Annotated in this window: 23 protein-coding genes and 1 pseudogene; 15 read left to right on the top strand and 9 right to left on the bottom strand. The window is 60.3% G+C overall.

Features of this window, described 5'->3' with window-relative positions:
* Positions 1-31 precede the first annotated feature (31 nt).
* The 3 genes from EGT36_RS19375 to EGT36_RS19365 are packed head-to-tail and all read right to left on the bottom strand — an operon-like array spanning position 32 to position 2399.
* Positions 32-703 carry an ABC transporter permease gene (locus EGT36_RS19375; RefSeq protein WP_125270872.1) on the bottom strand — a complete coding sequence of 224 codons (672 nt, stop codon included), beginning with the start codon at positions 701-703 and terminating at the stop codon, positions 32-34.
* On the bottom strand, positions 700-1350 hold the full coding sequence (locus EGT36_RS19370) for an ABC transporter permease (protein WP_004438137.1): 651 nt from the start codon (positions 1348-1350) through the stop codon (positions 700-702). The genes EGT36_RS19375 and EGT36_RS19370 overlap by 4 nt, the downstream gene beginning before the upstream one ends.
* The gene (locus EGT36_RS19365; RefSeq protein ID WP_223215425.1) at positions 1347-2399 is read right to left on the bottom strand and encodes an ABC transporter ATP-binding protein; all 1053 of its coding nucleotides are present in this window, start codon (positions 2397-2399) and stop codon (positions 1347-1349) included. Before EGT36_RS19365 ends, EGT36_RS19370 begins: the two co-directional genes overlap by 4 nt.
* A gap of 707 nt (positions 2400-3106) precedes the next feature.
* Here EGT36_RS19365 and EGT36_RS19355 point away from each other — a divergent pair.
* From EGT36_RS19355 to EGT36_RS19340, 4 genes and pseudogenes are all read left to right on the top strand, one after another.
* Positions 3107-4726 carry a GMC oxidoreductase gene (locus EGT36_RS19355; protein ID WP_125270871.1) on the top strand — a complete coding sequence of 540 codons (1620 nt, stop codon included), beginning with the start codon at positions 3107-3109 and terminating at the stop codon, positions 4724-4726.
* Positions 4727-4838: 112 nt separating this feature from the next.
* On the top strand, positions 4839-5018 hold the full coding sequence (locus EGT36_RS19350) for a hypothetical protein (RefSeq protein ID WP_004438143.1): 180 nt from the start codon (positions 4839-4841) through the stop codon (positions 5016-5018).
* 78 nt (positions 5019-5096) lie between these two features.
* On the top strand, positions 5097-5954 hold the full coding sequence (locus EGT36_RS19345) for an SDR family oxidoreductase (RefSeq protein WP_034498416.1): 858 nt from the start codon (positions 5097-5099) through the stop codon (positions 5952-5954).
* Positions 5955-6135: 181 nt separating this feature from the next.
* Positions 6136-7918 (top strand): annotated as a pseudogene (locus EGT36_RS19340) (thiamine pyrophosphate-binding protein).
* A gap of 160 nt (positions 7919-8078) precedes the next feature.
* Here the strand turns inward: EGT36_RS19340 and EGT36_RS19335 are convergent.
* The 3 genes from EGT36_RS19335 to EGT36_RS19325 all read right to left on the bottom strand — a co-directional run bounded on the left by EGT36_RS19335 (position 8079) and on the right by EGT36_RS19325 (position 11641).
* Positions 8079-8393 carry a hypothetical protein gene (locus EGT36_RS19335; protein WP_006698691.1) on the bottom strand — a complete coding sequence of 105 codons (315 nt, stop codon included), beginning with the start codon at positions 8391-8393 and terminating at the stop codon, positions 8079-8081.
* 349 nt (positions 8394-8742) lie between these two features.
* Positions 8743-10338: an EAL domain-containing protein gene (locus tag EGT36_RS19330; protein WP_125270870.1), complete on the bottom strand. Its 1596-nt coding sequence runs from the start codon at positions 10336-10338 to the stop codon at positions 8743-8745.
* Positions 10339-10792: 454 nt separating this feature from the next.
* Entirely contained in the window at positions 10793-11641 is an 849-nt protein-coding gene (locus EGT36_RS19325) for a LysR family transcriptional regulator (RefSeq protein WP_172965676.1), read from the bottom strand.
* Between the two features lie 103 nt (positions 11642-11744).
* On the opposite strand from EGT36_RS19325, the gene EGT36_RS19320 reads away from it, so the two are divergent.
* Complete coding sequence (locus tag EGT36_RS19320) at positions 11745-13079, top strand: aspartate aminotransferase family protein (protein ID WP_125270868.1); 1335 nt, start codon at positions 11745-11747, stop codon at positions 13077-13079.
* Between the two features lie 30 nt (positions 13080-13109).
* Here the strand turns inward: EGT36_RS19320 and EGT36_RS19315 are convergent, their stop codons facing one another.
* Together EGT36_RS19315 and EGT36_RS19310 are read right to left on the bottom strand one after the other, a co-directional pair.
* Positions 13110-13736 (bottom strand): GDSL-type esterase/lipase family protein, encoded by a 627-nt coding sequence (locus tag EGT36_RS19315; RefSeq protein WP_125270867.1) that lies wholly within the window; start codon positions 13734-13736, stop codon positions 13110-13112.
* Between the two features lie 55 nt (positions 13737-13791).
* A complete protein-coding gene (locus EGT36_RS19310; RefSeq protein WP_125270866.1) occupies positions 13792-14703 on the bottom strand; it encodes a 2-dehydro-3-deoxygalactonokinase in 912 nt (303 codons plus the stop codon).
* 116 nt (positions 14704-14819) lie between these two features.
* Between EGT36_RS19310 and EGT36_RS19305 the strand changes: the two genes are divergently transcribed.
* The 9 genes from EGT36_RS19305 (at position 14820) to EGT36_RS19265 (ending at position 24527) form a co-directional block, all read left to right on the top strand.
* Positions 14820-15728 (top strand): dihydrodipicolinate synthase family protein, encoded by a 909-nt coding sequence (locus tag EGT36_RS19305; RefSeq protein ID WP_004438166.1) that lies wholly within the window; start codon positions 14820-14822, stop codon positions 15726-15728.
* A complete protein-coding gene (locus tag EGT36_RS19300) occupies positions 15725-16891 on the top strand; it encodes a mandelate racemase/muconate lactonizing enzyme family protein (protein ID WP_044459757.1) in 1167 nt (388 codons plus the stop codon). Before EGT36_RS19305 ends, EGT36_RS19300 begins: the two co-directional genes overlap by 4 nt.
* A gap of 24 nt (positions 16892-16915) precedes the next feature.
* Positions 16916-18187, top strand: coding sequence for an ABC transporter substrate-binding protein (locus EGT36_RS19295; RefSeq protein WP_125270865.1), 1272 nt, complete (start codon positions 16916-16918; stop codon positions 18185-18187).
* 66 nt (positions 18188-18253) lie between these two features.
* A complete protein-coding gene (locus tag EGT36_RS19290) occupies positions 18254-19180 on the top strand; it encodes a carbohydrate ABC transporter permease (protein WP_006698684.1) in 927 nt (308 codons plus the stop codon).
* Positions 19181-19190: 10 nt separating this feature from the next.
* A complete protein-coding gene (locus EGT36_RS19285) occupies positions 19191-20021 on the top strand; it encodes a carbohydrate ABC transporter permease (RefSeq protein WP_004438176.1) in 831 nt (276 codons plus the stop codon).
* A 2-nt stretch (positions 20022-20023) separates the two neighbouring features.
* A complete protein-coding gene (locus EGT36_RS19280; RefSeq protein ID WP_125270864.1) occupies positions 20024-21106 on the top strand; it encodes an ABC transporter ATP-binding protein in 1083 nt (360 codons plus the stop codon).
* Positions 21103-22083, top strand: coding sequence for an NAD-dependent epimerase/dehydratase family protein (locus EGT36_RS19275; protein WP_125270863.1), 981 nt, complete (start codon positions 21103-21105; stop codon positions 22081-22083). Before EGT36_RS19280 ends, EGT36_RS19275 begins: the two co-directional genes overlap by 4 nt.
* On the top strand, positions 22011-23762 hold the full coding sequence (locus EGT36_RS19270) for an SMP-30/gluconolactonase/LRE family protein (protein ID WP_172965675.1): 1752 nt from the start codon (positions 22011-22013) through the stop codon (positions 23760-23762). Before EGT36_RS19275 ends, EGT36_RS19270 begins: the two co-directional genes overlap by 73 nt.
* 3 nt (positions 23763-23765) lie before the next feature.
* Positions 23766-24527 carry an SDR family NAD(P)-dependent oxidoreductase gene (locus tag EGT36_RS19265; RefSeq protein ID WP_037090995.1) on the top strand — a complete coding sequence of 254 codons (762 nt, stop codon included), beginning with the start codon at positions 23766-23768 and terminating at the stop codon, positions 24525-24527.
* A 93-nt stretch (positions 24528-24620) separates the two neighbouring features.
* On the opposite strand, the gene EGT36_RS19260 is transcribed toward EGT36_RS19265, so the two are convergent.
* The gene (locus EGT36_RS19260; protein WP_125270862.1) at positions 24621-25847 is read right to left on the bottom strand and encodes an MFS transporter; all 1227 of its coding nucleotides are present in this window, start codon (positions 25845-25847) and stop codon (positions 24621-24623) included.
* A 120-nt stretch (positions 25848-25967) separates the two neighbouring features.
* Here EGT36_RS19260 and EGT36_RS19255 point away from each other — a divergent pair, with 120 nt between their 5' ends.
* A complete protein-coding gene (locus EGT36_RS19255) occupies positions 25968-26561 on the top strand; it encodes a TetR/AcrR family transcriptional regulator (protein WP_004438189.1) in 594 nt (197 codons plus the stop codon).
* Positions 26562-26586 lie beyond the last annotated feature (25 nt).

Here is a 26586-nt window from a genome sequence, read left to right as displayed (position 1 = left end):
AAAATGCGTCGGTCTTTCAGGCATGTCGCGCCTAATGGCGGCGCGACAGTCCGGGTGAGATCGTCAGCTTCGAGATGATGCCTATCGTCAGGTCGACGGCCAGCGCCAGAGCGCCAACAAGCACGGCGCCCGCTGCCATCTGATAATAGTCGTTTTGCGCCCGCCCATCGATGATCAAGCGGCCCAGTCCGCCGAGTGACACGTAAGCGGCGATCGTTGCGGTTGAAATGATTTGCAATGTCGCGCTACGCAGACCGGAAAAGATCAGCGGCAGTGCGCATGGCAGTTCCACGTCGAAGAGAATGTCGAGCGGGCGTTTGCCCATGCCGCGCGCCGCATCAACCGCGGCCGGCTCAACCGCCGCCACGCCGGCATATGTGCCGTTCATGATGGGCGGCACCGCCAGAAGCACCAGAACGACGATGCTGGGGAGAATAAAGGCCATGTCTGACGCAAAGACGGGTCCGAACAGGATTACCAGCAGAACGATCAGGCCAAGGCTCGGAAGTGCACGTAAGGCATTGGCGAGACCGGCAATCAGGAAAACGCCACGGCCGGTGTGGCCGACATAGAGGCCGACCGGCAGGCCGATCAGGCACGCAAAAAAGAGGGCGATGGAACTATACACCAGGTGCTGCACAATAAGCGCGAAGACACCGTCATTGCCGGTCCAGTGTGCCGGGTTTGAAAACCAGTCGATCATCTTTCAGCACCTCCAGCCTGCCACGGTGTGAGACGACGCGCGATGAAAAGCACAATGCCATCCAGAAGGACCGCCAGAACAATACACAGGATAATGCCTGCAATGATCGGTGTCAGAAAGCGCAGTTGCAGTCCCTGTGTGAAAAGCAGGCCGAGCTGGGGTGTCCCCACGAGCGCCGCGACCGAGACGATGCTGACATTCGAAACCACGGCTACGCGCAGGCCCGCTGCAATCACGGGAACGGCGAGGGGAAGCTCGACGAGGAGCAGACGATGCATGGGGCGATACCCCATGGCATTTGCGGCCTGGACAACATCCGGCGACACCGACTCCAGTCCGTCGCTGACGGTTCGCACCAGAAGAGCCAGCGCATAGATCGTCAGTGCGACGACGACGTTCAGAGGATCGAGGATGCGTGTACCCAACACGAGCGGCAGAAGGACGAACAGCGCCAGCGAAGGAATGGTGTAAAGCAGCCCGGCTGCGCCGAGCATTGCGGAGCGAAAAAGACCTGCCCGCTGCGCGAGCCATCCGAGGGGCAGCGCCAGGATAAGTCCGATCACAACGGGGATGACGGAAAGCCATACGTGCCAGGCGAACAGTTCGGCGATGCGGCCGGATTCGCGGTATAACCAGTCGAACCTCATGACCTCGTCCCCTGACGGCCGTTGCGCGCGGCCTCAATCGCGGCCACAACATCAGGCAAGGTCACAGTGCCAACGAGTTCGCCGGACGGCCTCACAATAACGCCCCGGCCTGAAGGTGAGCTGAGCGCCGCGTCGAGGACGTGGCGCAGGCTGCTTCCCTCGACAGCAAGGGTCCCGCTGAGATTAAGGTCGCCTTCGCGCACGGTATTTCCGGTGCTTTCAACGTCCACCCAGCCGAGCGGACGATTTGCGGCGTCGGTTATCAGGACCCAACGGTCTGTGGCAATCTGACGGAGTGACTCGGGACTGGTGCCGAGGGGCGCCGTCGGCTCCTTGCCGAGAGAAATGCCTTCCTTGAACTCGGCGAAACCGAGGATCCGGTAGCCGCGATCGCGGCCGATGAAGTCTGCGACGAATTCATCCGCCGGCCGCGCAAGCAACTCCTGTGGCGTGGCAATTTGCGCCAGCGTACCGCCGGTGCGCAGCACCGCCACCTGGTCCCCAAGTTTCAGTGCCTCGTCGATATCATGTGTCACCATGATGATGGTTTTGCCGATTTCGCGCTGAAGACGCAGGAATTCATCCTGTAACTGCGCGCGAACGACCGGATCGACCGCACTGAAGGGCTCGTCCATCAACATGAATTTCGGATCCGACGCCAAAGCCCGGGCAACGCCAACACGCTGTTGCTGTCCACCGGATAGCTGCCACGGATACCGATCGGCAAAGGCAGCCGACAGTCCTACGCGCTCCAGCAAATCGTGCGCGGTGCGAAGCGCCTGCTGCTTGGGGGTGCCGTTCAGGCGCGCTGTCGTCGCTATGTTCTGCACCACCGTTCGATGGGGAAAGAGACCAGCGTTCTGGATGACGTAGCCTATCCGACGCCGCAGCAGCGCTACGTCCATCTTGTCCGTGGGTTCGCCGTCAAGAAGGATCGACCCGGACGAAGGCGTGATCAGCTGGTTGATCATGCGCAGCGATGTGGTCTTGCCGCAGCCTGAGGGGCCAACGAAAATGGTCAATTTTCCTGTCGGCGCGGTGAGCGACAACCTGTCTACAGCCGTTGTCGCGCCACGATAATGCTTGCTGACCTGATCGAACGTTATCACGCACACAATCCTCTGTAGCCGGGGTTTTTGACCACCCTCTATTGCTGCCCTCAAGTTGTCTATACAATCACGAAGTTTTCGATTTCGCAAGCGGGTGTGCCTAAAGATTTCGCGTGTCGCGATTTTGATAATTCTTTGGGCGATTTACGTGGGGTGTGAGGAACGTGACCGTTTGAAATTGAAAGAGAAATCGCCCCGCACTGTCTTTCGCCCAAGTCGGCGGAAAGGGGGGCTGCCCCAGTTAGCAATCACGATGTCAAGAAAAAATTCTGCGCGGCCTGAGCGCGGGGCGACGGTTAACGCTGGCTTCGTTTCGGAAACTCAGCGGCAGACATGTGTGTTGCCGGTGAATCATGCCGCTCGCATCGTTCCCGTAGATAAGCCGCTGGAAGCTCGCGCCCGGGTCGTGGCCCGTTGGCTGGAACGGCGAGGCTTTGAAATTGCTCTTCATCTGCATGGTTCCGAAGCCGCTGCCGCATAAGCTCTTCTCTTGCACTCGGGTCTGCGTCCGGCGAGCTCTCTGGCTAGCCTGTACGGCGCTCCCGCCCGGGGGGGCGAGTGGCGCGAAGTGAACGGTGAAAACTTGGCGTTGCAAGGCACCCCCCACCATCCGTTAGTGTGAAAATGATCCGTGGAAGCGAGGGGTGATGGTCGAATACAATCCGGGCGCGTCTTCGATATCGTTTCAGGTTTGCGTTATTGGGGCGGGGCCGGTCGGGCTCGCGCTTGCCTTTGCCCTCGAAAGGCAGGGCGTAAGTGTTCTGCTGGTGGAGGCGGGCCGAAATGGCCATGATGGACGGCTTGCCAGCATTACAAACCACCACCATGCGCCTCTGGCTTCTTCGACGGCAGGAGGGCTCGGAGGAACCACGTCACTGTGGGGCGGGCGTTGTGTGCCGTTCGATGACATTGATTTTCTCGAGCGTGCGCATGTTCCCAATTCCGGGTGGCCGATCGGTCATGGGAGTATAAGCCGCTATTATGCCGATGCCCTGCACTTTCTGAATGTCAGGGCTTCGGCTCTGTCGCCGGGCGTCGGTGCTTCACCGGCAGGAGATGTCCATCTTGACTCTATCGAGTGGTGGAGCAGCCAGCCGGACCTTGGCGTGACATGCCGGGAGCGAATTGAAAAATCCCGTTTGATACATTTTCTTTCGGATACATCCGCAACGACAATCGATGTCGACGCCACGGGGGCGGTTACGGATGTCCGGCTCAGCAACGGGCATGGCGACATGCGTGTTCCGGTAACGACGCTTGTGCTGGCCTGCGGCGGCGTGGGCAATGTCCGCTTGCTTCACGAACTACGCACGAAACAGCCCGAGCGTATTTCTCCGACGCTCGGGCATTATTATCAAGGCCATCTTACCGGTTATATTGCCGTGATCGAGCTTGAGAATGACGCCACGGTGGAACAGCTGTCTTTTCAAAGAGCGCCTTCCGGCGGAATTTTCCGTCGAAGGTTCCAGCTTTCCGGGGATGTCCAGCAGCGTCTGGGTCTGCTCAATTCCGTCTTCTGGCTCGATACCATCTCCATATCGAACGCGATTCACCATTCTGCCGGTCTTTCCGCCCTCTTTCTCGCCCTGCAATTAACCGGACTTTATGGTCTGCTGGCCAAGGGTAAGGCCGCAGGGTCCCGCCTGAGCACAGGCGTTCGTTATCGCGAGCATTTCCGGAATCTGGTCCCTACGTTGACGGCTTTTCGCGATCTGCAGGCCACAGTCGGCCAGCTCCTCCGCCGCCGCGATCGCAATAAACCGCTCGTGAATCCGGCACGGCGCTATCTCCTGCGTTATCACGCAGAGCAGATACCTGATCACGCCAGCACGGTTCTGCCGGCTCCCGCCGGCGTGGAGGATCGGCCCGCCGCTGTTGCGATAGACTACCGGGTCAGCGAGGAAGATCTGGAGTCGATCGAAAAATCCCATGCTTTTCTGGATCAGTGGCTGCGGGAAAATGGGGTAGGGAAGCTCGACTTTCTACACCCCTCTTCAGAGCGGAGGCAGGCTCTTCGTGTTCAGGCCTATGACGGGTTCCATCAGATCGGCTTGACCCGGATGGCCGCAACAGCCGATGCGGGCGTGGTCGACAGTGACTGCAAGGTCCACGGTGTCACCAATCTCTATGTCGCAGGGAGCTGCGTGTTCCCGACGGGCGGGCACGCCAATCCCACCTTGCCGGCCGTGGCGCTTGCCATGCGGCTTGCCGACCATCTGGGCCAAAAGCTCAAGGGCCGCGAGCCAGCGTTCCACGCCGGTCCCTGAAATACGTCCTCACGAAATGTTAAATCTCGGAACTCCTTTCGGGCCGCGCAGTTCGACTGGTGCGGGCCATGAGGCGCGCGAGTGATAAATCACCAACATGAGGAGACATACCATGGCAAATCAGGGTGGTACGCACGAACAGCACGTGAAAGCAGGCCAGCAGAGCCATAAAGGCAGCGATAAGCGTTCGCAGTCTGCATCGGCCTCCGGCGGCGGTGACAACGGCAAAACCCGCGGCGGCACGCATGAGCAGCATGTAAAGGCCGGCCAGCAGAGCCATAAAAACTCCTAGTGACTACCGATAGCCGAAAGATCCCCGCGCGCGCCGCGGGGATTTCTTTGTTTATTTTGTGAAAGACAGGAAAGCTCCATGACCGGTTACCCGCAGCCCCCTTTTCCAGAACAGCAACAGAAAATCCCAGGCCGTACCAATGAGATGTCACCTGTTCCTGATCACGGTGAAAAGACATATGTAGGGTCTGGCCGACTGGAGGGAAAAAAGGCGATCATTACCGGTGGCGATAGCGGTATCGGGCGGGCAGTCGCCATCGCTTATGCGCGCGAGGGCGCCGATATATTGATAGCGTATCTCGACGAACACGATGACGCTGAAGAAACGAGGCGTCTGGTAGAGGAAGCCGGACGCAGGGCGGTTCTGGTGGCGGGCGACATCCAGTCATCCTCCCATTGCCGCCAGATTGTCGAAAAGGCCCGTACGGAACTGGGCGGCATCGACATCCTCGTCAACAACGCGGCCCATCAGAACACCTTCACCGAAATAGAAGACATCAGTGACGACGAGTGGGAGATGACTTTTGCCGTCAATATCCACGCAATGTTCTATCTGACGAAGGCAGCCGTTCCACACATGAAGGCCGGGGCGGCAATCATCAACACCGCCTCCGTCAATTCCGACAGTCCCAATCCGACTCTCCTTGCTTATGCGACCACGAAGGGCGCGATCCAGAATTTTACGGCTGGCCTGGCGCAGCTGCTGGCGGAAAAAGGCATCCGGGCGAATGCGGTCGCGCCCGGTCCGATCTGGACACCCCTTATACCTTCCACCATGCCCGCGGAAAAAGTAGCCGAGTTTGGCAAGCAGGTGCCGATGAAGCGCCCAGGACAGCCAGCCGAATTGGCGACAACCTATGTCATGCTGGCTGATCCTCTTTCGAGCTATGTGTCCGGCGCAACCATAGCCGTGACCGGCGGCAAGCCGATCATCTGAACCCGGTGGGCAAGCCGTGTGGAGGGGCGCGTGCCTGGGTGACGGGTTTGCTGCCTTGGGGCTCGCTTCGGCCGCGGCGATGACCCCGACAGCGTCGTATCGTGGAGCCGAATACGACTCTCTTGAAAAATGAGCATCCCGGCGGCAATCGGAGGGGTGCGACAGGAGCGAGGAACGGACAATGACCACAGCAGCCGATATTCTGGTGGAGACATTGATCGAATGGAACGTCGATACCGTCTTCGGTCTTCCGGGCGATGGTATCAATGGCGTGATGGAAGCACTGCGCAAGCGTCAGGACGCCGTAAGGTTTATCCAGACCCGGCATGAGCAGTCTGCGGCCTTCATGGCGACGGCCTACGCCAAATGGACGGGAAAGCTGGGGGTCTGTCTCGCGACCTCGGGACCCGGCGGCACCAATCTGCTGACAGGCCTCTATGATGCCAAACTCGATCAGGTTCCTGTCCTTGCGATCACCGGGATGCAATATCATGACCTAGTCGAAACCTTTACGCAGCAGGATGTTGACCTGACACGGGTCTTTGAAGATGTCAGCGTCTACAATACTGTTGTCAGCGACGCGGCACATATGGAAAATGTCGCCAGCCTTGCCTGCCGGACCGCTCTCGCCCGCCGCGGTGTGGCGCATCTTTCGGTCGCCAACGACACGCAGGAAAAGCCGGCAGAAGAGGAAGGCCGATCCCGGCGAAACCTGCCGAGGCACGTTCCGAATGAATGGTTCTCTTACCGCCACGAACCCGCTGACAATCTTGTCCGAGAGGCCGCCGGCTTGCTCAACGACGGAAAAAGGGTGGCTATCCTGGCCGGGCGCGGTGCTATCGAAGCGCGCGACCAGCTGAAGCAAAGCGCGGAACTGCTGGGCGCACCGGTGGCGAAGGCGCTTCTCGGCAAGGCGGCCTTGGATGATGACGACCCATACACCACCGGCGGTATCGGTATCCTGGGCACTGCACCATCCCAGGAAATCATGAAAAAATTGCGACACGTTGCTGATTGTCGGATCGACTTTTCCCTATATCGAATTTTACCCTGATCCCCGGGCAGTCAAGGCAGTCCAGATCGATCTCGACCCGCAACGCATTGGGCTTCGTCATCCCGTGCAGTGTGGCCTTGTGGGCGATGCGTGCGACATATTGCGCCGCCTGAACGCCATGCTGGACAAAAAGGGCGACCGGTCTTTTCTTGAAGCCGCACAGGACCAGATGCGCGGGTGGCGTGAGCAGATGGCGCTTCTCACCTCGGACCGCTCGCACCCATTGAAGCCACAGCCGGTGGCTCACGCCTTCGGGCGACGCATGGGTTCGGACGCAATGCTCGTGACCGACTCAGGCCAGAATACCGAGTTGGCGGCGCGCCACATCGATCTTAGGACCACAAACGCCTTTTCCGTTTCGGGTGCACTCGCCTCGATGGCCTCCGGTTTGCCCTATGCCATTGCCGCAGGACTGGCGTGTCCCGGCCGGCATGTGCATGCGGTTGTGGGCGACGGCGGCCTTGCAATGCAACTGGGCGAATTTTCCACCGCCGTGCGGCATCGCCTGCCGCTCAGGATTCTGGTCATATGCAATGGAATGTTGAACCAGATCGCCTGGGAGCAGATGATGTTCCTCGGCCACCCGCAATTCGCCTGCGAACTCGCGCCGATCAACTTTGCCGCGGCGGCAGATGCAATGGGGGGAAGAGGTTTCACGATCTCCACATTTGATGAGATCGAGCGGGTTCTTGACGAGGCGTTCGCGGTGGAAGGACCGGTCATTATCCAGGCCAATGTTGATAGATACGAACCGATGATGCCACCGAAAATGCCGAAGGATTACGCAGCAAACTTCAAGAAGGCTCTACCGGAAACCTCTGGCCATCAGCGGATCGAAGAAAACATCGCGCGCGAACCGCTGCTGACGATGATGCGGGACGGAGAGAACGCTGAAACCGACGGGGACTGATCGGTGCCGGTTGGGAAGGCAGGTGACCGCCCTTGGCTGATTGTTCAGCTACGCAGGCCTCCAACGGTTCCCCCGGCATTCATGTTGCACGCATCGGATGTCATGACGTCATGGACGTCATCAGCGCCTCTGGTTGGCGAACACACGATCGGTTTACGGTTCAATGCTGTGCATGCTGTTCATTGCGCTTGCGGGTGGCCGCAGCCTTCTTGGCGGAGGCGGACCGTTCGGCCTTGGGTCTCGCAGCCGCGGCCTCGCCGCCCTTGCGGCCACCCTTTTTCGATGGCGCGTGGTTTTCCGCGTGTCCGCGGCCGGCGCCGGATTTCTTGCCACCGCCGCTCTCCTTGTTCACCGTGGCCCAGGCCCTGCGTTCGGCCTCTTTTTCGGGTACGCCACGATCCTCATATCCTTCTTCGATATGTTCGGCCTTGCGCTTCTGCTTGTCCGTGTAGGACGATTTGTCGCCGCGGGGCATCGCGTTTCTCCTGTTGTTGAACCGCCCCTAACTCGCCTCGCCAGATGATGTTCCCGCCGGCTGAGGTTCGCGCTTTTCTCTCAGGGGTATCAATTGCTGCCCCTGGGATGCGCATGAAGTCAAAAAACGCCTGTCAGGGAACAATTGCCGCAGTGCCCGGTTCGAGAGCGGCCCGTCCGATGGGCTGTGTGGCCAAGCGCTCCGAAACTGCCCCTGGCTTGGTCACCGTGGACGACCTCCCCAACTGGCCTCCTCCAAGATGCTTTTGGGGAGGTCTCTTTTTGAGATATTGCAGTTTCAACCTGTGTTGCCTGCCAGCCCGGGATTCGACCTCGCACACGACCATGTCCTATTTGCCCGCCGCCTTGATGATTTCGGGAGAGACGCCGTATTTCTGCTTCGTGTGACGGTGGTAGGCAAGGAATTCGCTGGCGGGAAGCGCTTTCGCAAACAGCCATCCTTGACCGAAATCCACACCCTGACCTTCCAGATAGTCCCGCTGGTCTTCCGCCTCGATACCTTCTGCCACGGTGAACAGGCCAAGCGCTTTCGCCATGCCGATGATGTGTGATGTGACCGAACTCGTTGCGGTATCTTTGCCCACCGTGTCGACAAAGGATTTGTCTATCTTCAACGCGTCCAGGGGAAGGCCCTGCAAATATTGAAGGCTGGAGTAGCCGGTTCCGAAATCGTCGATCGCCACCGAATGGCCGCGCTGGCGCGCCTCGGCAAGGGTGACCTTTGCCGCGTTGATGTCGATGAAGCCACGCTCGGTGGCCTCAAGCCAGATCTGCTCGGGCCGGATGTCCGTATGCTGAAGCTTGCTGGCGATGACCGCGAGAACACGCCCAGACTTGATGTCGTCGGCGCAGAGATTAATGGCGATGTGCAGGGTTCGGTCCTCGACAAGCACCTTGCGAAGATCGGCAATGACGGCGTCGATGACCTGATCGGTGATCGGCATGATCAGGCCGCTTTCTTCCGCCAGGGGGATAAACAGGTCGGGGCGGACAAGCGTACCGTCCGGCCGCCTCCATCGCACCAGCGCTTCCGCCCCCACGCAGATGCCCGTCTTCAATTCTACGATCGGCTGGTAATGAACGATGAATTCCCGTTTGCGAACGGCTATCTCGAGCTCCGCGAGTGGCGACAGGCGCCTCTTCGACAACCATGCCACGATGCCGACCACAAAGGCCGCGACAATTGCCCCGGCGGGAAGAAACAAGATCCGTTCACGCCGCACCTGCTCTGCGACGTTGGAACGTGGCTCCATCGCAATCGCCACCAGATCGTCATGGCGGCTGACAGCATAGATGGTGTCTTCCGTCATGCCCTTTTCGGGCTTGCCGAGCGGTGCCGGCACCAGGGCGCGGTCAGGTGCATTCAGTTCATTTATCAAAATGCCCCGGTCGTTCGTAAGAGCGAGGGACATGCTGTCGTCCATGAGGATGTCGACAAAACGCGAGGGTTTGACAAGTGCGCCGTGCGCGCCGTGGTGAAGGGCGATCATCCGTGTGCCGCGACTGGCGCTTGGCTCCACGCGAATAGCCACCTCTAATCCCTGACCGGTCGTAAAATCGATCGGCGATTGGCGTATCGTTTCCTGGGTGGCTCCCCAGGAGGTGCATTTCAGGACGCCGTTTTCGAAATATCCGATTTCTTCCACTGAGGGTGCATTTATCGTCAGTCTGCGCATCAGTTCTATGTGGTCGTTGGAACAGGAAGGCAAGCGGGCAGCTTCCACCTCATCGAGCGCATTCTCTGCGTCCCGGAACGTGTCCGACGCCCGTTGAATAGCCTGATCGGCAAGCGTCTTCAAAATGTTCTGGTCCTTCCTGACCGCGATGATCCATGATGCGTAGGCCATGGTGGCGATCGGTATCATCGCGCCGAGAAGCCCCAGAATTATTCCAGTCGTGATGACGCGGTTTCGTCTTGTTTCCATCACCGGTCCCTCGGCATGTCCAATGCTGGCCCCATAGCCATCAACCCCATGAGATATTTCTGCCGCAGATGGTCGCCTGCCCATGTGCACCCGGAAGGGGCGTCCGAAGGTTTGACCAAATGGCTGCCCTGATCGCTGGATACACGTTTTCGTTGAGCGGGTCTTGATCCGATCTGATCCCTCGACGCAATTTCCAAGCTCTGTCGGAATTATCTCAACGATCCGGCCTGCCGTTACGCCGGATTCTTACGGGTGGTTTCTCGGGCTTTGTTAAGGGTCGCTGTTCATCTGAGGTTCATGTGCAGGAGGCGAATTTGTCTCCGGTCGCTCCGCCCAGCGGCACGATAGAGGCTCGTTGTTTGAAAAGAACAACGGGCCTCTTTTGGTTCTGGGGCAAAACTGCATTGCGTTCATCCAAAAGCCGCGCGAATGCGGTGGCCTTGGGTGGAATGTTTCAAGGGGTCAACCTTGGAAGAACAGCACGGATGTGGTCACCCAAAGCCCTGGCCGCCGGGGAGCTCTGCGGGCCGGAGCATTCGATTGCTATGCCGATTGTCGGCAGCGGAGGCAGCCAGCTTTTAACGACGTGCAGATCGGGTGGGACAGCGGTTCTCGTGAGCACGCTGATGGCATGGCCGGATCGCGCAATTGCGATGAGACCCGCTAGGCTGTTGCTGGCAAAGGCGATCCTGTAGCGGCGATTGGCGGTTTCCATGGCGTTGCACGCCGCGCGATGATCCAGCGTCGCTGGCGCCGAAAGAGCGAGCGGCAGCACATCCTTGGCAAGAAGTTGCGTGTCCGGCCTGTCGGTCACCCAGACGAAGCTTTCCCTTCGAAGAACCTCGGAGTGATCCGGTTCCGAGCGCGAAACCAGCGCCATGTCGATCTGACGGCGCTGAAGGAGAGGGCGCAGCTCTATCGTCGGCGCGCAGACCATACGCAAATCGACTTCCGGATAGGTGGCGCAGAAGCCCCTGAGCAATTCGGGAAGAAAGGCGATGGAATAATCTTCGGGACATCCGAGGCTAACCGTGCCCTGAACCGTGGCGCCGTTCATGTCGGCGAGGATTTCGTCATGACGGGCCAGCAGGGTGCTGGCATGGGCCAGCAGTTTTTCGCCCGCCGCCGTCACCCGTACCCCCGCACCGGTTCGTTGCAGCAACGGTTGCCCCACCTGTTCTTCCAGCCGCTGCATCTGTGTGCTGAGCGCCGATTGCGTGCGCCCCACCTGCGTCGCTGCGGTGCTGATGGAGCCTGCGCGCGCAACGGTGACAAAGTTCTTCAGAAGTGTGAGATCAAGCATGGCGATATCAAAATTATCTATATCCGCTTGAAATACTATCAATTGGACTGCCGCTGCAAGAGCCTGTTATCGTCCGGCAAAATCAAACACAGGGAACCTCGGCATGGACGATCTTTCGAAGAACTTCACATCGTTGAATGAGGAGCCGGCCTTCTGGGCGGCGGCCAACAGACATCTCACCCGTTATGGGCCTGCCTTTGAGGAGATCATTGTTGAGCGGGCCGAGGGGAGTTTCGTTTATGATGCGGATGGCCGTGCCATCCTCGATTTCACCTCCGGCCAGATGAGCGCCCTGCTCGGGCATACCCATCCCGACATCGTCGCCACCGTCAACCGGCAGATGGCGTCGGTTGCGCATCTGTTTTCCGGGATGTTGTCCCGTCCCGTGGTCGAGCTCGCGGCGAGGCTGGCAGCTCTTGCGCCGGGTCTCGACCGGGTACAATTGCTGACCACGGGCGCCGAATCCAACGAGGCGGCCATCCGTATGGCGAAGCTCGTCACCGGTGGTCACGAGATCGTCGCTTTCGCGCAGAGCTGGCACGGAATGACCGGCGCAGCGGCTTCCGCGACCTATAGCGCCGGCCGCAGGGGCTATGGCCCTGCAACGGCTGGCTCGCTCGTCATCCCCGCACCGAACGCCTATCGTCCGCGATTCACGAATTCTGATGGATCGAATGACTGGAAGGCGGAGCTTGATGACGCCTTCGAACTGATAGACCGCCAGTCCACCGGCAACCTTGCCGCCTTCATTGCCGAACCAATTCTGTCGAGCGGTGGCATCCTCGAATTGCCCGTCGGCTATCTTGCTGCGCTCAAGAAGAAGTGTGTCGAGCGCGGCATGCTGCTCATCCTCGATGAAGCCCAGACCGGGGTCGGAAGGACCGGGCACATGTTCGCCTTTCAGCGGGATGGCGTTACACCCGACATCATGACGCTGTCAAAAACGCTGGGGGCCGGCCTCCCGCTCGCCGCGGTAATGACCAGCGAGGAGGTGGAGCAGAAAGCCTTTGAGAGAGGTTTTCTCTTCTATACGACCCACGTGTCGGATCCGTTGCCTGCGGCTGTCGGCGTTACGGTTCTCGACGTGGTGGCCCGCGATGGCCTTGTCGAGCAGGCAATCGCCCGTGGCAACCGCCTGAAGGAAGGCCTTCTGTCACTTCAACAGCGGTTCGAGTGTGTCGGCGACGTGCGCGGCCGCGGGCTTCTGCTGGGGCTAGAGGTCGTGGCCGACAGGCATACGAAAGCGCCCGGTTTCGAGCTCGGCGCCCGCATCATGCAGGAGGCGATGCTGCGAGGGCTCAGCATGAACATCGTCAAACTGCCCGGCATGGGCGGTGTTTTCCGCATTGCGCCGGCGCTCACCGTATCCGATGCCGAGATCGACCTCGGGCTGGAAATACTGGCGGACTCAATCGAATCCGCCCAGGCGATGCGGTAGCATGTCGATGCCGGGCTTCTTTCCTGAAAATCAGGCGAGAAGCGCCGGCGTCTTCCGAAGTGCTTCCGCCCAGACCGCGTAACCTGCGGTATTAAGGTGAACCAGGTCGGGAAGATAATAGCGGAACATCGGCAGGCCGTTTTCCCCCATAAGGCCGGCATTCGGGTCCAGCCAGACGGCGTCGTTGGAGTTTTCGCACCAGTCCTGCGCCATGCGGTTGAAAAGGTCGAATTCGCCACGATAAATCCAGCGCGCGGGGCTGTGCTTGATGGCCAGAACAAAAACCTGCGTCTGCGGCAGCGCCTGCAGGATGCGATGCCTGAGCCCCTGCAGATGTTGCAGCGCCGTGGCCGCCTTTAAGCCATCGCTGGCTATGTCGTTCTCGCCGAAATAGAGCGCCACTCTCCGGGGTCCCAGCGGCAGCAGGAGTTTTTCCATGTAGTGAACGGCCGAGAGGCAGGTGCCGCCGCCAAAGCCGAGATTGACGATGTCGAGCGTGCCCAGATCCTCGGCGATGGAGTTCCATATCCGGAAAGATGAGGAGCCATAAAAGGCAATCGGGTCCTCCGGCAGCCCGAGTCGCTGAAGGCGCGTCAGGATGGTGAGGATATCGTTTTCGTGACGGCTGGTGCCGATGCTGGCCGGGTAATCGTACATGTTGGTCCCTGGTATTGTGAAGGCCGGACACCAGGTGTCCAGCCGGCGTTTCCATTCAGGAAAGCGTCTTCTGCAGAACCGCCAGGGCTCCCTTCGTCAACGCGTCGTCATCGCCCATTGATATTCTGAGGCCGAATTCGCCAGCGGCAATCAGATAGAGATCGTTGAGCCCATCATTGCCCACAATCGCCGCATCGTCTCCTTCTGCGTACCATCCCGCATCGCGGGCCTGCCGAAATTCCTGTCCGATGACCAGCCCACGGACATAAGACCGCAGCTGCTGTGCCGACAGTTTGCCGGCGAGCCCGCCTGTGCGTGCGGAAAACAACAGCGACAGCATGGCTGCGGATTTTTTGGCCTCTTTCAAACCCCACAGGTATGCCTCCGGATCGTCGACCGGCGGCTGTGCGGAACCGCGCGCGATGAAGGAGTGATTGATGAGTAGGTTGAAGATTTCACCGGTCACGAATGTCTGGAAACCATCGATCCGCCCTGTCTTCACCCGTGCCCATTTGCTGTGTGTTCCGGGGATGATGAGGGTGACGTCTTCCGTAAGGCCGTGGCCGACGATCTGGGTTTCCTCGCCGCGCATGACATCCGGAAACGGCTGGCGGCCGGGGTCGTTCAGGCCTGGCAGGAATACAAGGTCGGACCCATTGGGCAACGTCCTGCGCACCGTGCCGGCGGCAAGTTCCGCCGGTCCCGCCGGGCAGGGCACATAGGCCACCTCGACCCAGCCGTTGCGGCTGGTGATCATGCCGAGCGCGGCCACGGGCAGAGCGCCGTGTTTTGAAAACCAGGGGGCGAGTGCGTTCATGAGGGCAGGCTCATGTTGCCCTTCGGCAAGGCTCGAAATGCCGTCGGCGGTTTCCAGATGTTCAAGTTCCGACCCGTCGTTACCGACAAGCGCCGCTCGCAATGATGTCGTTCCCCAATCGACGATGATCGATGTCGCCCGTGCTGCCATTTCCCTGAACCTCCTCGTTCATTTCATCTGGGGGCTTGTCATAGGGCTCAAGTCTATGTAGTGTCAATTAGTGAATTCAAGGTATCAATATATGATACTTAATTGGGAGGAGTAAGATGGTGGCTGGCCTGAAGGGGATTTTGCCCGTTTTGCCAACGCCTTTTCTGGCGGATGGCGGCATTGACCAAGCGGGTATGGAGCGACTGGTGATCTTCGCGCTCGAAAAAGGCGTGGATGGTGTGGTGTTCCCGGGTTTTGCCAGTGAGGTTGAGACTTTGGATGCTGCAGAGCGTGCGTCGCTGCTGAAGATCGTTGTTGATGCTGTTGCTGGCCGGGTGCCGGTCGTGGCGGGCGCGAGCGCGGCAGACTGGAGAGACGTGGTTGAACATGGCCGCGCCGCATCTGATCTCGGTATTCGCCACCTGATGGTTCAGCCGCCAAAATCGGTCGGGACTGATGCGCCGGCGCTGATCGAGTTTCTGGGTAAGGTTGTCGAGGCGCTGCCCGGGGTTGAAATCATCCTGCAGAACGCGCCTGCGCCGCGCGGGTCTGATCTGTCGCCGGAGGCGATTGTCGAGATCGTCCGGTCTCTGCCGCAGGTCACCTACGTCAAGGAAGAAACGCTGCCGGCCGGTCCCGCCATCAGCCATATCATCGCCCATGCGCCCTCAACATTGAAGGGTATCATCGGCGGCGGCGGCGCCCGTTACATTCTGGATGAATATGCGCGTGGCGCCACCGCTGCCATGCCGGCGCTGGAGATCGTCGAGGAACACGTGGCAATAGATCGCGCTCTCCGCGCGGGCCGTCAGGATGAGGCCCGGAAAATCTATGTCCGCACTCTTCCGCTTCTGGTTCTGCAGGCGGTTTATCGCATGCGGCTGACCAAGTACGTGCTGGCCCGCCGTGGGGTGATCGAGGGTCTCGGTGTCCGCGCGCCCACCCCGGAACTCGACAAGGCGGCGATTGCCGATATCGACGCCAACCTCGTCGAGCTCGGCCTTGTCGCCCCGGAGGCCGCATGAACAGCCCCGTTGCAACCATCGAAGTCTTCACGCTGACCCAGCCACGCAAAGTTCCCTATCTCGGAGCGCTGCGGGAAGGTGAAGTGGTCAACCCCAATGGATACATCGTCAGAAAGGGCAACCGCACGGTCTATCCAACCTTCGACCGCAGCGTGCTTCTGCGAATGACGACGGAAGCCGGCACCGTCGGCTGGGGTGAGACCTATGGCATCGTAGCACCCGGTGCGGTGGCGGCTCTCATCAACGACCTGCTGGCCGGTTTCGTGATCGGCCGCGATGCATCCGATCCATCGGCGATCTACGACGATCTTTACGATATGATGCGCGTGCGCGGTTATACCGGTGGCTTTTACGTGGATGCGCTTGCTGCAATCGATATCGCCCTCTGGGATATTGCCGGACAGGAAGCCGGAAAATCCATTCGAGACCTGCTGGGTGGCGGCGTGGACAATTTTTCGGCCTATGTTTCCGGCCTGCCGGAGAAGACGCTGAAGGCGCGCGGAGAGCTGGCGAAATACTGGCAGGATCGTGGCTTCGACGCCTTTAAATTCGCCACGCCCGTTGCCGATGATGGGCCGGCGGCGGAACTTGCCAATCTTCGGCAGGTGCTCGGCCCGCAGGCGAAGATCGCCGCCGATATGCACTGGAACCAGACACCGGAGCGAGCGCTGGAGCTCATCGCAGAAATGCAGCCATTCGATCCATGGTTCGCCGAGGCGCCCGTCTGGACGGAGGACATTGCCGGGCTGGAAAAGGTTTCGAAAAATACCGACGTGCCGGTCGCGGTGGGCGAGGAATGGCGCACCCATTGGGATATGCGCGCCCGCATCGAACGCTGCCGTATTGCGATCGTGCAGCCGGAAATGGGCCATAAGGGTATCACCAATTTCATCCGTATCGGCGCTCTCGCAGCCGAACACGGCATCGACGTCATACCGCACGCTACCATTGGCGCCGGCATATTCCTTGCCGCCAGCCTGCAGGCATCGTCGACGTTGCCGACGCTGAAGGGGCACGAATTCCAGCATTCGATCTTCGAGCCGAACCGCCGCCTGCTGGAGGGCGACATGGATTGCCGCGAAGGCAGGTATCACCTGCCGTCGGGTCCGGGACTGGGCGTAAGACCGTCGGAGGCGGCGCTCGCCCTTATTGAACGTATCTGATTTGGTTCTTTGGAGGAGGAAACCATGACCAAAAGAATGAAGAAGCTGGCGCTGGGTACGGCGACCGCCGTTTTGATGACGATGAGCGCCGTTGCCCCTGCCATGGCCGATACCGTCCTGAAATTCATTTCCTGGCAAACGGATGACGCGGGAACGGGTGAATGGTGGCGTTCGGCAATCGCCGCCTTCGAGAAGCAGCATCCCGGCGTGAAGATCGAGTTCACCAAGGCGGAACGCAGCTCCTACGCGGATACGATGACCACGCTTTTCGCTGCCAACCAGCCGCCGCAGATCGTGCATCTCGCATCCTTCGAGTTCCAGATGTTCGCCGACAGCGGCTGGCTGGAGCCGCTCGACCCGTGGCTTAAGAAGGACGGCATCGACATGACCGGCTGGGCCGGTCAGCAGAAATGCGAATGGAACGGTGAGACCGTGTGTATTATGACGAACTACTTCGGCTTCGTCATGGCTTATAACAAGAAGATCCTGGATGAGGCGGGCGTCGCGGTTCCGAAGACCTATGACGAGTTTCTGGCGGCCGCAAAAGCCACCACCAAGGATTTGAACGGTGACGGTATCATCGACCAGTTCGGGACCGGCCACGAGACCAAGGGCGGTCCCGGGCAATATCTGACGGAGATGCTGAACTATGTCCTCGATGCCGGCGCATACTGGACCGACAAGGATGGCAACATAACCATCGACACGCCACAGATGGTGGAGGGGTTGACCCGGTGGAAAACCGTGATGAAGAGCGGTATCAGCCCGGTCGACATGAGCGCCAGCGACGTGCGCAAGCTTTTTGCCGATGGCAAGATGGCGATGCGTCTCGACGGGCCTTGGCTTTACGGCACCACCGAGAAGGGTTCAGCCAAGGCTGACATCGTTTACGCGGCACCCCCGCTTCATCCGCCGCTGGGAGGATCGTCCAACGTGCTCGCCATGCCGGCCGATATTCCCGATGACCAGAAGGCGCTCGTCTCGGATTTCATCAAGCTGACGATGTCGCCGGAGTTCCAGCGCAGCTATGCCACCCTTGGCGGCAACACCCCGCCAAGCCCCAAGGCCGACGTGTCGGGTGTCGAAAAGACCATCCCGCATTTTCCGGTACTGATCGAGACGATGAAGGCCGCATCCGAGGCGGGTATCGACCGCATTCCGACCGGACTTGAGCTCTTCTACAATGAATTCAGCAAGATGGTGATGGAAGAAAGCCAGCGGATGATCATTCAGGACCTCGATCCCGCGGAGGTGGCAAAGACCATGCAGGCGAAGGCCGAGGCCATCAAGGGCTGATCCCGTTTTGCCATGGCCCGCCTGGCGGGCCGTGGTTACCATCCGCATCCGGCAGGAGGACCATCCATGACCGCACCCGCTCGGGCCGGGCGCCGCAAGTTCTTTGATCTTGCGCGTCCCAGCCGGCAACATCTCCTCGGCTATATTCTGATCGCACCCGCGGTCCTGATGGTTGCCGCCATCATCGTCTGGCCGCTTGTGCTGGCCATCGACCTGTCTTTCCAGCAGGTCAAGATACCGCGGCTCGGTGGCGCAAGCCGGCCGTTTTCACTGAGCAATTACACCTGGCTTTTCTCATCGCCGGAATTCTGGCTCGCCTGCTGGGTGACGCTGAAGCTGGTTGTCGTCGTCACCGCGGGCAGCGTGGCCGTTGGCCTCAGCACGGCGCTTCTGGCCAATAACCGCTTCAAGGGCCGAACCGTTGCGCGGCTGGGAATGGCGCTGCCCTGGGCAGTGCCGGAAATCATCGCGGTCGTCATCTTCGCATGGATGTTCGATACGTCCTTCGGGCTGTTCGGATGGCTGGCGATAAAGCTCGGTTTCACCGACCAGATGATCCCGTGGGTGAGCAGTTCGACAGCCGCCTTCTGGGCTGTCGCTATCACCATGGTCTGGAAGGGTTTTCCTTTCGTGTCGATCATGTGCCTCGCCGGCCTTCAGTCCATTCCCGCCGATTATTACGCGGCGGCAAAGGTGGATGGCGCGAGCGTCTGGCAGCGTTTCCGCTGGATCACCATGCCGCTTTTGATGCCGGTGCTGGGCGTGACGCTGGTGCTGACGCTTCTGTGGGTGTTCCGCGACTTTTCCATCATCAAGGTTCTGACCGGTGGCGGACCGCTGAGGTCGACCCAGACCCTGTCGATCATGACCTATGACCAGGCCTTCCAGTATCACAATTTCGGCCGCGCCGCCGCCGTCGGCGTGCTGACACTGGTGATCTGTATCGTCGCGAGCCTTCTGATGCTCGGCCGGCGTTCGAAATCGATCTATTGAGGAGGCTTTGATGAAACGGACATTTTTACAGAGCCTTGCCCTTTACGCGACTGTCATCTTCACGCTGGTGATGATCCTGTTCCCGGTCTACTGGCTTCTGGTCACGGCGCTCTCCACCACCGATGAACTGTACCGCCTTCCGCCGACCTTCTGGCCGGATGATGCGCAATGGGACATTTTCGCCAGGGTCTGGGCCGCGAAGCCGATCCTGCTATGGCTGTGGAACTCGATGCTTGCGGCCGTCGGCTCGGTGGCGCTGTCGATGCTCGTCTCCGTCAGCGCCGGTTATGCCCTTTCGCGTTATTCCATGCGGGGCGGCGCGACCATGGGTCTCTTCGTCCTGACAGCGAAGATGCTTCCTGCAACGCTGCTCGTCATTCCGCTGTTTTCGATCTTTTCCAGCTTCGGTCTGATCGGCAGCCTCTGGACACTGGTGCTGGCGCATTCGACCATGATCATTCCTTTCGCCACATGGATGCTGAAAGGCTATTTCGACACCATTCCGAAGGAACTGGAGCAGGCCGCGATGGTCGACGGTTGCTCGCCGATCGGTGCAATGGTCCGGGTCGTGCTTCCGATCGCCACACCCGGTCTTGCTGCCACGGCACTTTATGCCTTCGTGCTCAGCTGGGCGGATTACGCCTATGCCCGCACCTTCCTCGTCAACTCGCCGGACAACTGGACGGCCAATCTCGGCATCACCACGATGCAGGGCGAATACGTCACCTACTGGAACGACATTTCCGCTGCATCCGTGTTCATCGCGCTGCCGATCATCGCAATCTATCTGTTTCTGGAACGTTATTTGGTCGGCGGACTCACCGCTGGCGCGGAGAAGTAAGCATGGCCAATATTTCCATTCGCAATGTCAGCAAGTCATATGGCGCCCTCAACGTGCTCAGGCCCTTTTCGCTCGAGATCGAAAACGGCGAGTTCGTGGTGCTGGTCGGGCCTTCCGGCTGCGGCAAGTCGACGATGCTGAAGATCCTTGCGGGCCTTGAACCGGCAAGCGAAGGGCAGATCTTCATCGGCGAAAACGAAGTCACGGATCTGGCGCCGGGTGACCGCGACATCGCCATGGTGTTTCAGAATTACGCGCTTTATCCGCACCTGACGGTCCGGCAGAACATCGGCTTCGGCCTGAAGATGCGCGGCACGGACAAGACGGAGATTGATCGCCGGGTGGATGACGCGGCGCGCATTCTTGAGGTAACGCCCTATCTCGATCGCAAGCCAAAGGATCTTTCGGGCGGACAGCGGCAGCGCGTGGCGCTCGGCCGAGCCATCGTGCGTCAGCCGCAGGCCTTTCTGATGGACGAACCGCTGTCCAACCTCGATGCCAAGCTGCGCGTCCACATGCGTGCCGAAATCGGCGCCCTGCACAAGCGTATCGGTGTCACCACCGTTTATGTGACGCATGACCAGGTGGAAGCCATGACCATGGCGGACCGGGTGGTTATCATGCAGGGCGGCATTATCCAGCAGATCGCGGCGCCCGATGAGCTTTTCAACAATCCGGCCAACCTCTTTGTCGCCGGTTTTATCGGATCGCCCGGCATGAATTTCCTCAACGCGGAACTGCGTGACGGCGCGCTGACTGTTTTCGGCCAGAGGGTAAACCTGCCGGCGGCATCTGCCAGGCAGGGTAGCGTGATCGTGGGCTTGCGGCCAGAGCATCTCGTTCTGGCCGATGGGCCGGTGACCTTCAGCGTTCGTCCGACGCTGGTGGAAAGTCTGGGATCGGAAAAATACGTCTATTTCGATGCGGAAGGCGCAAGGGTCGCAGATGGCGAGGAGGGCAGATCCAAGGGGCTGATCGCCCGCGTCTCGCATAGCGGCAACCTTCGGGCTGACGAAGCGCTTCAGCTCGGCTTTGATCCGGCACAGCTTTATCTCTTCGACGCAAAGACCGGAGCACGGCTATGATCCTCGTCACCGGATCGGCAGGCCGTGTGGGTCGTGCTGTCGCCGCTGCCTTGCGTATGGACGCTCGGGCGGTCCGCGGCTTTGACCTTCGTCCGTCGGGTACGGGCGGTGAGGAGGTCGTCGGATCGCTGGAGGACGGGCAGGCGCTGTCCAAAGCCATGGAAGGTGTGAGCGCCGTTCTGCATCTCGGGGCCTTTATGTCATGGGCGCCGGAGGACCGGGACCGCATGTTTGCGGTCAATGTCGAAGGCACGCGCCGTCTTCTGGATGCGGCCGCAGCCGCAGGCGTGCAGCGGTTCGTCTTCGCCTCGTCAGGAGAAGTCTATCCGGAAAACCGCCCCGAATTCCTGCCGGTCACCGAGGATCATCCGCTTCGCCCCAATTCGCCCTATGGCCTGACCAAGCTTCTGGGCGAGGAACTGGTTCGCTTTCACCAGCGGACTGGCAGCATGGAAACCGTGATCCTGCGCTTTTCTCATACGCAGGATGCGGCTGAGCTGCTGGATGAAGACAGCTTCTTCTCCGGCCCGCGTTTTTTCCTGCGGCCGCGCATTCGACAGCAGCGGAATTTCGGGAACGTTGCGATTGCCGAACTGCTACAGTCCCGGGATATCGGCGAAGCGTCGCATATACTGGCGCGCAATGAAAACGGCCGGCCATACCGCATGCACATAACCGCTACACGCGATATGGTGGCGGGGATCCTGCTCGCCCTCGATCACCCTGATGCGGCGGGCTGCATCTTCAATCTCGGCGCGGATGAGCCGTCCGATTTCGCCGAGCTTCTGCCGAAAATGGCCGCGGTGACCAGCCTCCCCATCGTGACTGTCGATTTTCCCGGCGACGGCGTTTATTACCATACGTCCAACGAGCGGATCAAAAACACCCTGGGGTTTGAGGCACAATGGACGATGGACCGGATGCTGGAAGAGGCGGCCGCCGCAAGGCGGCAGCGTCTCGCGAAGGAGACGCGATGAAACCCGAGACACCGGGCGGCACCGCTGCGCTGGCGAAGGGGTTGACCCTGCTGGACATGGTGGCCGATGCGCCGGAGCCGCCGCGTTTTGCTGAACTGTTGCGCGCCTCCGGCCTGCCCAAGCCGACTTTCGCCCGCATCCTGCGCACCCTCATAGCCTATGGGCTCGTCCGTCAGGATGAGGCGCGTGGAACCTATGTTCTGGGCCAGCGCTTTCTCGAAATGTCCCACAAAGTCTGGGAGAGCTTCGATCTGGTATCGGCCGCGACACCCGAACTCGAGAGGTTGGCTGCCGAACTGGGCGAGACCGTAGCGCTCTGCCGGCTGGACGGTATCATGACGCAATATCTCGCGGAACGTTCTCCAAACGGTCTCTCCGTGCGGGTAGAGGTGGGACGCCGGGTTCCTTTGCATTGTACCGCGCCGGGCAAGGCGCTGCTTGCCTTTCAAGACCCTGCTGTCGGCCGTTCCCTGCTCGATCGGCTGACGCTCGATGCGCAGACGCCGCGGACGATTACCACGCTCGATGCACTTCAGGCCGATCTGACGCTGACGCGGGCGAGGGGTTACTCGATCTCCTATGAGGAGCACCTGCCAGGGGTGAATTCCGTTGCCGCACCCGTCATGGGCCGTGACAATACGCCGATGGGTGTGCTTGTCGCGCTCGGGCCGTCGTCGCGGCTCGATGCGTCCAACATTCATCCTGCCGGGCGTGAACTGATTGCCGCTGCACGCCGGATTACCGGCGCCGCCGGGGCTGTCGCCATCAGCTCGCGGCCACGACCGCGTTCGGCAACAGGACGCCCCAGCGCCGAACTCAGCTGCATTCTTCCCTGGGGGGCGCAGCTTGGGGAAAGCCCGGTCTGGCATGAAGGCGAAAACGCGCTCTACTGGGTGGATATTCTGCACCCCGCCGTCCATCGTTTCGATCCCGCCACCGGCCGTAACGAAACCTGCGAGACAGGTAAGCTGGTCAGTGCCGTCATTCCAGTCTCCGGAGGGCGATTGCTGGTGGCGTCGCAGGATGGCGTCGAATGGCTGGACTTCACTTCGGGCCGGCTGACACCCTTCGTCAGCCCGGAGGCTGGCATTGGCGATAACCGCTTGAACGATGCCAAATGCGGGCCGGACGGCGCCATCTGGGTCGGGTCGATGCGCATCGATGCCTCCAAGCCCACCGGCGCGCTTTATCGGATCAATGCCGATGGGGCATTCGAACGCAAGGAAGGCGGCATCGTCGTCTCCAACGGTCTCGGCTGGAGCCCCGATGGCAGGACCTTCTATTTCGTCGATACGGTGCCCGGCCTTATCCATGCCTATGATTGTGACCCGACGACCGGCGCCCTGTCGCAGCGCCGTGAATTTGCCCGTATTCCCGTGGCCGACGGCCGTCCGGACGGCCTCGCCGTGGATGCGGAAGGCGGGGTGTGGTGTGCGATCTGGGACGGCTGGTGCGTGCGCCGCTATCTTCCGAACGGCAAGCTGGATCAGGTGATCGAGATGCCGGTGCCGCGCCCGTCGAGTGTGGCCTTCGGCGGGCCGGACCTGTCGACGCTCTTCATCACCAGTGCCCGCACGCGCCTGCCGGCATCCACGCTCGCCGACGCCCCGCTGTCTGGTGGCCTGTTCTCCTGCCGCCCCGGAATTGCCGGCGCGCGCATTTCACTGTTCGAAGGATAAATTATGCGTCTTGAAAGCGTCTTTGGTTTGAAAGGCCGCACGGCGCTCGTCACCGGTTCCAGCCGCGGCATAGGGGCAGCCATAGCGGAAGGGCTGGCGGGGGCCGGCGCGCATGTCATCCTGCATGGCGTGAAGCCGGGTGCGACAACCGCCGTGCGGCAACGCATCGCGGACGGCGGCGGCTTGGTCCAAGAGCTGGCGGGTGATCTCTCCGAACCGGGCGCCGGGCGCGATCTTGTAGAGCGCGCCGAGACGGTCGCACCGGTTGATATTCTCGTCATCAATGCGAGCGCCCAGATCAATGCGGTACTGTCGGAGCTGAAGCCCGATGATCTGGCGTTTCAGCTGGCTGTCAATCTCGGGTCGACAGTGGACATGCTGCAGACGATCCTGCCGCGCATGGCGTCGCGAAAATGGGGAAGGGTGGTTTCCATCGGCTCGGTCAACCAGTTGCGGCCGAAGGGCATCGTCACCGCCTATGCCGCCACCAAGGCTGCGCAGCATAATCTGATCCAGAGTCAGGCGCGCGACTACGCGAAGGACAATGTTCTCCTCAACACTCTAGCGCCCGGTCTGGTCGATACGGATCGCAATGCCCATCGCCGGGACGAAGACCCCGAAGGCTGGGCTGAATATGTCCGGACCCTGAACTGGATGGGACGAGCCGGTCAGCCGGAGGAAATGGTGGGCGCCGCCATCTTCCTGTCTTCGCAGGCCTGCAGCTTTATGACCGGCGAGAGTATTTTCCTGACGGGCGGTTATTGACTTCTCCGCATATCCTGCGCGGAGAAGCGTTTTTGAAGCGTCTACTCATGAGAAGCGGTGCGGTCCGTCCGTTTCAGTGTCCGCCAGCCCGGATCATTCGGCGGGCTGCGCTGCCGGAGACCCACCCGGATGCCTTCGCTCCGCCGAGAGGCTGCGCTGACCAAGCCCAATGATCGTCACCGTTGAAAGGCTTGCGGCGACCGACACCCAGAAGCCATTGTCCGGGCCGAAATTGTCGATCACCCATCCCGAGACGAAAGCGCCCAGCGCCATGCCGATACCGATACCGGTCATGACCCAGGTCACGCCTTCCGTCAGCATCGATTCCGGCACCCGGCGTTCAATCAGGCCGAAAGCGGTGATGAAAATGGGAGAGATTGCCACACCGCTGAGGAACACGGCAAAGGCAAGCAGGGCGACACTGGATGCCGCGACGAGGAGCGGCAGCGCCGTCAGGGCAAGAACGCTGACAGCGATCAGCAATTGCCGGTGCAGCGGCGTTTTCGGGTTGAGCGCACCAAGAAGCAGGCCGACGACGAAGGAGCCAATGGCATAGACGCCGATGACGAGGCTGGCTGTTTCCGGCTGACCGAGTTCCTTGGTGATGGCGACGGCGCTCACCTCGGCGGTGGCGAAAGTCGAGCCGACGAAGATCAGCGCGACCGTGATGATCTGTACCGGACGCAGCCATATTGCAGAACGCTGCCGACGGCCGCCCTCGACCGGACGCACTTTGGGTTCTGTGGATCGCTGCAGAAGAAAGGCAAATGTTCCGACCGCCAGAAATGCCGTGCTGATCATCATGCCCGCTTCTGGAAAAAGCGAAACCGCAAGCCCGACGGAAAGCGATGCACCCGCAATGTAGACAAGTTCGTCAGCCGCGGATTCGAAGGCAAAGGCCGTATTCAGTTCCGGCCGGTCCCGAAAGAGTTCCGTCCAGCGGGCCCGCATCATGGCTGGGATGCTTGGCATGGCGGCGGCGAGGAAAGCGGAAAGAAACAGCGTCCACGCCGGCCATCGCTGATTGGTGGCGATGATCAACGCCGCAAAGGCGAGGACGGATAGAATGGTCGCGGGGATGAGAACGCTGCTTTGGCCCCGGCGGTCCACCAGCCGCGAGATTTGCGGCGCGACGGCGGCATTGGTCAGCGCGAAGGTTGCCGATACGGCGCCTGCCAGCCAATATTCGCCATGCGTTTGCGACAACATGGCCACGATGCCGATCGGCGCCATGGCAATGGGGAGGCGGGCGAAGAAACCTGCAGCTGAAAAGCCTTTGGCGCCTGGAACCCGGAAAATTTCTCTGTATGGATTAGACATCGGATGCACCTTGTTTAGGGAGTATCCACCACACACATACGTGGCGTATGTGAATGAAATAATTGCATACGCGGCGTATGTCAACTAATATACGCGACGTATGTGGATGCTGGAGCAAAAATGCGCAAACCTCGCAGTGAAATGATTGCTGAAACGCGGGCAAAGCTGCTGGCTGCCGGACGCAGGGCGTTTGGCAGTATTGGTTATGCTGAGGCCTCCATGGATGATTTTACCGCCGAGGCAGGGCTGACCCGTGGTGCGCTCTACCATCATTTCGGGGACAAGAAGGGTTTGTTGCTGGCGGTGGTGGCCGAGATCGATGCGGAGATGACAAAAAGGCTTTGCGAGATTTCTTCGAGAGCCTCGACGCGTTGGGAAGGGTTTGTCGAGGAGAATGTCGGCTATGTCCGTATGGCGCTTGAACCGGAAATCCAGAGGATCATGTTTCGCGATGGACCGGCCGTCCTTGGCGATCCATCCCGCTGGCCAAATGCCAATGGCTGTATCTCCGCTGTTTCGCGCAGTCTCGATGCGCTCAAGCAGGAGGGAACGATCGCCGATATCGATTCCGAGGCGTGTGCCCGTTTCATCAATGCCGCGAGCAGCAGCGCAGCCCAGTGGATTGCCAATTCTGACGATCCGGAAACAACGTCGGAACGGGCCGTAAGGAGTTTCCGGACCTTTCTGGATGGATTGCGCATCAGCAAGGGCTGATCCCCGGGCGCCAGTGCCCCGACAC

The organism is Agrobacterium sp. FDAARGOS_525 (assembly GCF_003938925.1).
Taxonomy (GTDB): Bacteria; Pseudomonadota; Alphaproteobacteria; order Rhizobiales; family Rhizobiaceae; genus Agrobacterium; species Agrobacterium pusense.
Note: the sequence above shows the minus strand (reverse complement) of the source record. Positions and strands in the feature narration are given on the sequence as shown.

Excerpts from the sequence above, each read along its gene's own strand:
- EGT36_RS19330 (WP_125270870.1), bottom strand. The coding sequence starts at position 10,338 with ATGGAAACAAGACGAAACCGCGTCATCACGACTGGAATAATTCTGGGG.
- EGT36_RS19270 (WP_172965675.1), top strand. The coding sequence starts at position 22,011 with ATGGACGATGGACCGGATGCTGGAAGAGGCGGCCGCCGCAAGGCGGCA.
- EGT36_RS19335 (WP_006698691.1), bottom strand. The coding sequence starts at position 8,393 with ATGCCCCGCGGCGACAAATCGTCCTACACGGACAAGCAGAAGCGCAAG.
- EGT36_RS19305 (WP_004438166.1), top strand. The coding sequence starts at position 14,820 with ATGGTGGCTGGCCTGAAGGGGATTTTGCCCGTTTTGCCAACGCCTTTT.
- EGT36_RS19315 (WP_125270867.1), bottom strand. The coding sequence starts at position 13,736 with ATGTACGATTACCCGGCCAGCATCGGCACCAGCCGTCACGAAAACGAT.
- EGT36_RS19370 (WP_004438137.1), bottom strand. The coding sequence starts at position 1,350 with ATGAGGTTCGACTGGTTATACCGCGAATCCGGCCGCATCGCCGAACTG.
- EGT36_RS19375 (WP_125270872.1), bottom strand. The coding sequence starts at position 703 with ATGATCGACTGGTTTTCAAACCCGGCACACTGGACCGGCAATGACGGT.
- EGT36_RS19325 (WP_172965676.1), bottom strand. The coding sequence starts at position 11,641 with ATGCTTGATCTCACACTTCTGAAGAACTTTGTCACCGTTGCGCGCGCA.
- EGT36_RS19355 (WP_125270871.1), top strand. The coding sequence starts at position 3,107 with ATGGTCGAATACAATCCGGGCGCGTCTTCGATATCGTTTCAGGTTTGC.
- EGT36_RS19310 (WP_125270866.1), bottom strand. The coding sequence starts at position 14,703 with ATGGCAGCACGGGCGACATCGATCATCGTCGATTGGGGAACGACATCA.
- EGT36_RS19280 (WP_125270864.1), top strand. The coding sequence starts at position 20,024 with ATGGCCAATATTTCCATTCGCAATGTCAGCAAGTCATATGGCGCCCTC.
- EGT36_RS19295 (WP_125270865.1), top strand. The coding sequence starts at position 16,916 with ATGACCAAAAGAATGAAGAAGCTGGCGCTGGGTACGGCGACCGCCGTT.
- EGT36_RS19260 (WP_125270862.1), bottom strand. The coding sequence starts at position 25,847 with ATGTCTAATCCATACAGAGAAATTTTCCGGGTTCCAGGCGCCAAAGGC.
- EGT36_RS19320 (WP_125270868.1), top strand. The coding sequence starts at position 11,745 with ATGGACGATCTTTCGAAGAACTTCACATCGTTGAATGAGGAGCCGGCC.
- EGT36_RS19350 (WP_004438143.1), top strand. The coding sequence starts at position 4,839 with ATGGCAAATCAGGGTGGTACGCACGAACAGCACGTGAAAGCAGGCCAG.
- EGT36_RS19265 (WP_037090995.1), top strand. The coding sequence starts at position 23,766 with ATGCGTCTTGAAAGCGTCTTTGGTTTGAAAGGCCGCACGGCGCTCGTC.
- EGT36_RS19255 (WP_004438189.1), top strand. The coding sequence starts at position 25,968 with ATGCGCAAACCTCGCAGTGAAATGATTGCTGAAACGCGGGCAAAGCTG.
- EGT36_RS19290 (WP_006698684.1), top strand. The coding sequence starts at position 18,254 with ATGACCGCACCCGCTCGGGCCGGGCGCCGCAAGTTCTTTGATCTTGCG.
- EGT36_RS19345 (WP_034498416.1), top strand. The coding sequence starts at position 5,097 with ATGACCGGTTACCCGCAGCCCCCTTTTCCAGAACAGCAACAGAAAATC.
- EGT36_RS19285 (WP_004438176.1), top strand. The coding sequence starts at position 19,191 with ATGAAACGGACATTTTTACAGAGCCTTGCCCTTTACGCGACTGTCATC.
- EGT36_RS19300 (WP_044459757.1), top strand. The coding sequence starts at position 15,725 with ATGAACAGCCCCGTTGCAACCATCGAAGTCTTCACGCTGACCCAGCCA.
- EGT36_RS19275 (WP_125270863.1), top strand. The coding sequence starts at position 21,103 with ATGATCCTCGTCACCGGATCGGCAGGCCGTGTGGGTCGTGCTGTCGCC.